General features: G+C 76.4%; 8 protein-coding genes. 3 read left to right on the plus strand and 5 right to left on the minus strand.

The annotated features are described in order from the left end of the window. Positions 1-115, plus strand: a 115-nt coding sequence (locus ACFUEL_RS32600) for a DUF5914 domain-containing protein (protein WP_380240679.1), incomplete at its 5' end; no start/stop codon positions are given. A 60-nt stretch (positions 116-175) separates the two neighbouring features. On the opposite strand, the gene ACFUEL_RS32605 is transcribed toward ACFUEL_RS32600, so the two are convergent. Next, positions 176-1,732: an FAD-dependent oxidoreductase gene (locus ACFUEL_RS32605; RefSeq protein WP_380240665.1), complete on the minus strand. Its 1,557-nt coding sequence runs from the start codon at positions 1,730-1,732 to the stop codon at positions 176-178. 94 nt (positions 1,733-1,826) lie between these two features. Then, entirely contained in the window at positions 1,827-3,110 is a 1,284-nt protein-coding gene (locus ACFUEL_RS32610) for a lycopene cyclase family protein (RefSeq protein ID WP_380240667.1), read from the minus strand. Positions 3,111-3,395: 285 nt separating this feature from the next. Between ACFUEL_RS32610 and ACFUEL_RS32615 the strand changes: the two genes are divergently transcribed. Further along, a complete protein-coding gene (locus tag ACFUEL_RS32615) occupies positions 3,396-3,611 on the plus strand; it encodes a DUF6480 family protein (RefSeq protein ID WP_380240669.1) in 216 nt (71 codons plus the stop codon). Between the two features lie 77 nt (positions 3,612-3,688). Here the strand turns inward: ACFUEL_RS32615 and ACFUEL_RS32620 are convergent, their stop codons facing one another. The 3 genes from ACFUEL_RS32620 to ACFUEL_RS32630 form a co-directional block, all read right to left on the minus strand. After that, the gene (locus ACFUEL_RS32620; RefSeq protein ID WP_380240671.1) at positions 3,689-4,015 is read right to left on the minus strand and encodes a hypothetical protein; all 327 of its coding nucleotides are present in this window, start codon (positions 4,013-4,015) and stop codon (positions 3,689-3,691) included. Between the two features lie 74 nt (positions 4,016-4,089). Beyond that, positions 4,090-4,440: a PRC-barrel domain-containing protein gene (locus tag ACFUEL_RS32625; protein ID WP_380240673.1), complete on the minus strand. Its 351-nt coding sequence runs from the start codon at positions 4,438-4,440 to the stop codon at positions 4,090-4,092. Further along, complete coding sequence (locus ACFUEL_RS32630; protein ID WP_380240675.1) at positions 4,437-5,513, minus strand: LysR substrate-binding domain-containing protein; 1,077 nt, start codon at positions 5,511-5,513, stop codon at positions 4,437-4,439. The genes ACFUEL_RS32625 and ACFUEL_RS32630 overlap by 4 nt, the downstream gene beginning before the upstream one ends. Positions 5,514-5,650: 137 nt before the next feature. On the opposite strand from ACFUEL_RS32630, the gene ACFUEL_RS32635 reads away from it, so the two are divergent. Continuing rightward, positions 5,651-6,376: an SDR family oxidoreductase gene (locus tag ACFUEL_RS32635; protein WP_380240677.1), complete on the plus strand. Its 726-nt coding sequence runs from the start codon at positions 5,651-5,653 to the stop codon at positions 6,374-6,376. The last annotated feature ends 44 nt before the right edge of the window (positions 6,377-6,420 follow it).

The raw sequence follows: 6,420 nt of genomic DNA on the forward strand, positions 1-6,420 counted from the left end.
GGCCCCGGCCCTGCGGCCGCTGGTGCGCCGCACCGCGGGCCGGCTGTGGCGCGACGACCTGGCCTACGCGGAGCGCCGCTGGGCGCTGCGCAGCACCGGCCGCTTCCCCGGCTGACGGGCGGCCCCGATTGACGGGCGGCCCCGGCTGACGGGCGGCCCCGGCCCGCCGGGCCGGTCAGCGGGCCGCCAGGCGGGCCAGGGCGCGCAGCGGCCGGGAGCGGCCGGCCCGGGGCACCGTCCACAGGGTCTGGCCGGCGACGCCCCAGCGGGCGAGCAGGGCGTTGGCGGCCTGGAAGCCGGTGGTGGCGGCGCGTTCCATCAGGGCGACGGGCAGGTCGGTGCGGACGAGGTCCCCGGCGAGGACCAGGGCGGGGTGCGGGGTGGTGACGCCGGGGCGGTGCGGCCAGCCGCCGACCGGGAACACCGGGCAGTCCCGGCGCCATTCGTGGCGGACGTCCACCGTCCGGGCGTCGCGGGTCTCCGGGTAGACCTCGTGCAGCCGGGCCGTCATCCGCTCCTGGACCTCCTCGGGTTCGGCGTCCTCGGCCACGGCGTAGGCGTGCAGTTCGACCACGGACCCGCCGGTGCGGGCGGACCAGCGGGCCGCCTCGCCCTCCCAGCGCTCCAGCACGCTGACGTTGTCCAGTCCGTCGTAGCCGCTGGTGCCGAGGAAGCCCGGCCGGTCGGCGGCGACGGGGCGGTCCAGCCAGAGCCGGGAGACCAGGAAGGGCGGCGCGGTGCGCAGCGCGGCGATGTCGGCGCGCCAGGCCGGGTCGCCCAGTTCGGCGGAGTCCGCGACGAGGCTGCGCAGCCCGGCCGGGTCCAGGGCGAGGACCACGGCCTGGTGGCGTTCGGCCCCCCGGCCGCGGGAGAGCACTTCGAGGTCCCCGCCGGGCAGCGGCCGGACCGCGTCGACGGCGGAGCCGGTGCGCAGGTCGGCGCCGTGGGCGGCCAGGTAGGCGGCCAGCGGCTCCCACAGGGCCTGCGGGTAGGGCTCGGTGGGGACGTCGAAGAGCAGTCCTTCGGAGGAGCCGAGGAAGTAGATGTGGAACATCAGCAGCAGTTCGGCGGCGGACAGGTCGCGCGGGTCGGTGAAGAAGCTGCGGGAGAACACTTCGAAGGCGAGGTGGCGGGCGGCCGCGGGGAAGTTGATCCGTTGCAGCAGGTCGTGCGCGCTGGTGGTGTCGTGGCGTTCGAAGACCTCGGGGAGGCGGACGTCCAGCAGCGGGAGGGCGGCCCGGACGTCCAGTGCGGCGAGGTCGCGCAGGCCGAAGGTGGGGCTGAGGGCGACGAAGCCGGCGGCGCTCAGCGGCGGGGTGCGCGGCACCCGGGCGAAGCTGTCGGTCGCTCCGGAGCGTTGGCGCAGCGGGTAGTCGGGCAGGCCGACCAGCCGGGTGAGTCCGGGGTCGGTGCGCCGCAGCAGACCGCGCAGGTTGTAGTACTGGCGGAAGAAGGCGTGGAAGCCGCGGCTCATGGTCGCGGTCGATCCGTCGGCGAGCCGGGTGCTCCAGCCCGCGACCCGCCCGCCCAGCACGGGTTCCCGTTCGTGCAGGACCACGTCGATCCCGCGTTCGGCGAGGGCCGTCGCGGCGGCCAGGCCGGCGATCCCGCCGCCGACGACGGCCACCCGGGGCGGCCGGGCCCCGGGGAAGCGGGCGTGGCCCGCGGCTGCGGGCACGGTTTCGGCCCGGCGGTCCCGTCCGTGCCGGGCGCGGGGCTGCGTGCGGCTCATGCGCGCACGGCCGGGAGTGCGGTCGTACGGGGTGCGGCCGTACGGGGTGTGCCCGGACGGGGTGCGGCGTGGTCGCGGTGGGGCGGGGGCGTGGTCAACGGTGGTCCTCACGGAGGTGCGGGGCGGGTCCGGGGCGGGTGCCGGGCGCGGCCCGGCGGGGCAGCAGCGGCAGTTCGGCGGCCGATCGGAGCATGGGGCCGACGGGGCAGCGCAGGCCGATGCGGAGTTCTTCGAGCGGGGTGCTCGCGCCGTCCAGGAAGCGCAGCACCTGTTCGGCGGGGGTGCGGCGGAACAGGTCGGTGAAGAAGCGGGGCCCGTCGACGCGGCCGGTGTCCAGGGCGCGCAGCAGGACGGCGTCCATGGCCAGGGCCCGTCGGCGGTGGGGTGCGGGCGCCGGCGCGGGCCGACCCGGCGCGGCCGGTCGGCCGAGGGCCTCGGCGATGGCGCGGCTCTGCCGCTGGACGGCGGCGAAGGTGTAGCCGGTGGCGGGGCGGGTGGCGCCGCCGGCCGTGCCGATGTGCACGTGCGCGGGTGCGGTGCGGCGGGGGAAGCGGCCGTCCGTCATCAAGATGGCGCCCTGTTCGACGTCCTCCACGGTGAACCCGCGCAGGCCCAGGACCTCTCCGGTGTAGGCGCGCAGGGCGCGCTCGTACCTGGGGACGGTCAGCGGGTGCCGGGAGAACTCGGTGTACTCCACCAGCGCGCGGTCGGGGGCCAGCGGCAGGACGTACCCGAAGGCGAGGCCGTGGGCGGGCTGCGGGACGCGGAAGTCCATGAGGTCGGCCGTGCCGGGGTCGAAGCGCGGGCGGTCCGTGCGCACGAACCAGCCCCGGAAGTGCTGCAGCAGGGCGGTGCGGGCCAGCGGGGGCCGGGCGGGCGGCCTGGAGTCGAAGACGTACCGGGCGTCGAGGGCGAGGGGCCGGCCGGCCGGGTCGTCGGCGTGCACGCGGGCGCCGGGCCGTCCGTCCGGCCGCGCCCGCACGTCCCGGACGGTGGCGCGCAGGACCCGGGCCCGGGGGTGGGCGGCGAGGCGGGAGTGGACCAGTTCCTCGAGGGCGGTGGAGCGCAGCATCCGGTAGCGCAGGGGGGCGGGCGCCGTTTCGAGGCCCTCGCCGTCCGGGCCGGTGATCCGCAACCGGGACCACTGGGCGCCGACGGCCTCCTCGTACGGTCCGGGGCCGTCGTCCCAGAAGCACCACGTCCGGGGAGCCGGGCGCAGCGGCCCTTCCGGCGCTTCGACGAGGGTCACGTCGAACCGGGGGCCGCCGTCGGCTCCTTCCGGGTCGTGCCCGACCAGGCAGTCGGCCAGGCTGAGTCCGGCGGCTCCCCCACCGATGATCACCAGCGTGAGGGGTGCGGTCTCCGGGGTGCCTGTCAACTCGCTTCCGCCTTCCGGCTCCGGGCGGGGTGTCGTGGTGCTCCCCCACCCTGGCACCTCTGCCCGGGGCCGGCCGGGCCATTCGCCGGGACATGCCGCCGTGTCCGCTGTCCGGCGGCCCCGGCGGGTCACGGTGGATCCGGCGCGGCGGGGCACGGTGGGCCGCCCCCGGTCCGAACGGTGCGGAAAGGGTGCGGCTTTGCGCTCGGGCGCCGCCGGGTGGACCGTGGGGTGTGGGAGCGCACCGGCGCACCACAGGACGATCGACACCCTACGGAGGACGCCATGTCCGTCAGTCACTCCGTCGCCGCTCCGGCCCGGTTGCCCGGCCACTCCGCGCCGGTCGAGACCCCCGAGTGCGAGGCTTCGACCACGCACGGGATCTCCGTCCCCGAGTCGGCGGAACTGCACACGGCCTGGCCCGGCTGGATCCCGCTGCTGGCCATCATGGTCATGGTCGTCTGCTGCGTCGGCTTCGCCGTCGGGCGGATCTTCGCCTGAGGAGCCCGCGGGGCCGCCGGTGCGTGCCGGGAGGTGCCGCATCACGGGCCCCGGGGCCCGCACCGCACGGCGCCGCGTCACGGTTCGCAGGGCCGGTCCGCGTCGTCCAGTGCGCGCAGGCTCTGCTCCCAGCGGCGGCGGCGCTCCGGGAGGGGCTGCTGCCACCAGGGGGTGCCCCGCTCGCCGAGGCCGACCTTGGCGAGCTGCACCCGGGCCCGGGCGGCCTGCTCCGCGTCGCGGTCCCCGCCGGTTCGGACGAGCCCCCGGCGGGCCGCCATCAGGTGGCGGGTCAGCCGTTCCCGGACCTCGTCCGGCACCTCCGGATCGGTCGCCCGCCAGCGCCTGCCGCCGATCACGACGTAGTGGCCGTCGGGGGTGCGTTCGACCTGCCGGTTCTTCGCCATCCCGCCATGGTCGCCCGGCGGGCGGCCGGACACCCGCCGACCGCCCGTCCCGGTCCCGGTCTGGTCCCGGTGGGTCAGAGGGCGGTGCCGCCGTAGTAGCCGCCGACCTGGTTGCGGTAGGCCGGGTCGTCGGCGTGCTTGTCCTTGTCGTACTCCGGGGAGTTCTTGACCTCGTCCTGGGTGCGGTTGACCCAGACCGTCTTCTCCGTGTCGTCGACCCGGGTGATGGTGCCGGCCGGGAGGAGCACCTCGCGGCCGAAGATCCACGGACCGGTGTCCACCACGATGTAGCCCGCGCCGACGTCCGCGGTGTGCTTGTCGACCTTGCCGATGTGACCGTCGGTCGCCTCGACCCGGTACCCCGTCAGGTCCGACCCCGCCGCGTAGCCCTCGGCACCCTCGTAGTCCCACATCGCGTCACTCATGCGCTGCCTCCTCGTTCTCTGCGTACTCGGTCGTCCGTACGGGGGGCCGCCTGCCCGGCCGCCGGGGAAACATGCCACTCCTGCTCCGCCCCGGGCGGGGGCGGGGACGGGGTCGGGGTCGTGGCGTGGACCGCCACCCGCGTCGTCGGCGCGCGGCGCCGGGTGCCGGGCGCCGGGAATCCGGTCGGGTTGACGCGGACCCGGTCGGCGAGGAGGTCGGCGAAGGCGACGGTCAGGGGGTCGGGGCGGGTGCGGGTGTAGGCGGTGAGGGTGCGCCGGACCGGGGGGTCGGGGCGCAGCAGCGCGCCGTCGAAGTGGGGCGGGACGATGTTGGCGGGCACCAGGGCCGGGCCGAGCCCGGCGGCGGCGAGCAAGGGCGCGGCGGAGGTCTGTTCGGCGCGGACCGCCGCACGCGGGTGGAAACCCGCACGGGCGCAGACCCGGTCGAGCAGGTCGGCGAGGCCGTTGTCGGGGACGTAGTGGACCCAGGCGCGGTCGGCGAGGTCGGCCAGCGCGACCGTGCCGGCGGGACGGTCGGCGAGCGGGTCGTCGGTGGGCAGGACGATCGCGAACTCCTCCACGCCGAGCTCCCGGATCGGCCCCTCCCAGCCGGCCGGGGCGGGGCCGATGGCGAGGTCGGCGCGGCCGGCGGCCATGTCGGCCTGGAGCCGCTCGGCGTGGCCGTACTCGCGCAGCCGGATCCGCACACCGGGGTGCCGGTGGCGCCAGGTGCGCAGGACGGGCGGCAGGACGCCGAGGCTGACCGAGTAGACGACGGCGATCTCCAGTTCGCCCTCCTCCAGGCCGGCGGTGCGCCGGGCCACCGCGCGCAGGCGCTCGGCCTCGGCGAGCGCGGCGCGGGCGTGCGGGAGCACCGCCCGGCCCATCGGGGTGAGCCGCACCGAGCGCGGCAGCCGTTCGAGGAGGGGGCCGCCGACCGTGCTCTCCAGGGCCCGCATCTGGTGGGAGAGGGCGGGCTGGGTGACGTGCAGCCGCTCGGCCGCGCGGGTGAAGGAACCGGTGTCGACCACGGCGACCAGGTACTCGAGCTGCCGGAGCGTCGGAATTGCCATGAGCGGATTTTATCGCTGCGGTAGGGAGCAAGCCTTGGACTCATCGTCCCTGCTCGGGAGAGGGTCGTGGTGCGGCCGCCGCGGGAAGCGACGGGCGGCCGGTCACCGATCACCGATCACTCGAAGGCGTTCTCCTCATGTTCGATGGCACGCCCCTGCAGGGACAGCGGCTCGTCGTGGTGGGCGCCGGCTCGCGCACCGGACGCGCGGTCGCCAAGGCCGCCTCGGCGGCCGGTGCGGCGCTCGTGCTGGCCGGTCCGGATCCGCGCAAGCTGGAGTGGACGGCCGGTGAGCTGTCCGGGCCGTCCGAGGTCCTCGCGCTCGACCTGGCCGACGAGCGGTCGATCGCCGGCTTCGCCGCCCTGGCGGGCGGCTTCGACCACTTGGTCTCCACCGCCGCGATACCGGCCAACGGGCCGCTGAAGGACCTCGAAGCGGCCGACGTGCAGCGGGCGTTCGCTGCCAAGGTGATCGGGCCGCTGATGCTGGCGAAGCACCTGGCCGGACAGGCGTCGCCGAACGGCTCGTTCACCTTCTTCTCCGGCGTGGCCGCCTGGCGGCCGGCGCCCGCGCGCACGGTGATGGCCACCACCAACGGCGCGCTGGCCTTCCTGGTGCGGGCCCTGGCGGTGGAAATCGCCCCCCTCCGGGTGAACGCGGTCTCCCCCGGCATCGTCGACACCGGTTCCTGGGACGGCCTGGGCGCGGACAAGGAGGCGTTCCTGCGGGGGGTCGCCGAACGCAACCCGGCCCGCCGGGTGGGCAGCCCGGAGGACTTGGTCAAGGCCGTGTTCTACGCCATCGACAACCCCTACGTCACCGGCACCGTGCTGCACGTCGACGGCGGCGGCCGCCTCGCCTGACCGCCGCACCGCGAGCCCGTCCGGCTCCACGGCAAGGTCCGCCC

It is taken from the genome of Kitasatospora sp. NPDC057198 (assembly GCF_042670125.1).
Taxonomy (GTDB): Bacteria; Actinomycetota; Actinomycetes; order Streptomycetales; family Streptomycetaceae; genus Kitasatospora.

What these genes read in the sequence shown, in the direction of transcription:
- ACFUEL_RS32630 (WP_380240675.1), bottom strand. Translation starts at nt 5,513, where the DNA reads ATGGCAATTCCGACGCTCCGGCAGCTCGAGTACCTGGTCGCCGTGGTC.
- ACFUEL_RS32625 (WP_380240673.1), bottom strand. Translation starts at nt 4,440, where the DNA reads ATGAGTGACGCGATGTGGGACTACGAGGGTGCCGAGGGCTACGCGGCG.
- ACFUEL_RS32605 (WP_380240665.1), bottom strand. Translation starts at nt 1,732, where the DNA reads ATGAGCCGCACGCAGCCCCGCGCCCGGCACGGACGGGACCGCCGGGCC.
- ACFUEL_RS32615 (WP_380240669.1), top strand. Translation starts at nt 3,396, where the DNA reads ATGTCCGTCAGTCACTCCGTCGCCGCTCCGGCCCGGTTGCCCGGCCAC.
- ACFUEL_RS32620 (WP_380240671.1), bottom strand. Translation starts at nt 4,015, where the DNA reads ATGGCGAAGAACCGGCAGGTCGAACGCACCCCCGACGGCCACTACGTC.
- ACFUEL_RS32635 (WP_380240677.1), top strand. Translation starts at nt 5,651, where the DNA reads ATGTTCGATGGCACGCCCCTGCAGGGACAGCGGCTCGTCGTGGTGGGC.